The organism is Castellaniella denitrificans, assembly GCF_042653765.1.
GTDB classification, from domain to species: Bacteria; Pseudomonadota; Gammaproteobacteria; order Burkholderiales; family Burkholderiaceae_B; genus Castellaniella; species Castellaniella denitrificans.
The window spans coordinates 1-527 of record NZ_JBHSEZ010000024.1 but is presented as its reverse complement, the minus strand read 5'-3'; the positions used below and the strand labels follow the sequence as shown (position 1 = coordinate 527).

General features: G+C 58.3%; 1 protein-coding gene. It reads left to right on the top strand.

Going from position 1 to position 527, the window contains the following annotated elements:
- A partial coding sequence (locus ACFO27_RS12150) for a hypothetical protein (protein ID WP_376817559.1) occupies positions 1-527 on the top strand: 527 nt, incomplete at both ends.

The window sequence follows — 527 nt, the reverse complement described above, 5'->3', positions numbered from 1 at the left end:
GAATGTAGTGGTCAGTGACAGCTCCAACCGGGGCATCAGTGTCGACAATCCGAACTGGAACAGTTCTGGTTCGGATGACCGGTACATCCAGAACAATACCTATGGTCCCGGTAACAACAACAGCAGGTCCGATGGCAGCTTTGGGGAAAAGCTGGTGCTGGACTTCAGCGCCAATGCGGCCGATGGCCGGCATATCACCGAGGTGGCCCTGACCCTGAATCAGTTTGGGGACCGCGAGGCGGATGGCCTCCTCTCCTCCAGGGGTGCCGAAGATACGGCTCACATCACCGTGTTCTATACCGATGGTTCGCATGAAGACGTGGATGTGACCGCGGCAGCGCGATCCTGGTGGGATGGTTCAAACGGCGATTCCGGAACCCAGGATGTCACGATCCAGGCCTCGGGCGGCAAGAGTATCGACCACATTGTCATCGGCGCCGGCGATACCTCCAGCCAGTTCTCGGTGGACGAGCAGATTTCCGTGAAGTGGCATACCGATCCCAAGGATGTGATCCATACCGTCGACC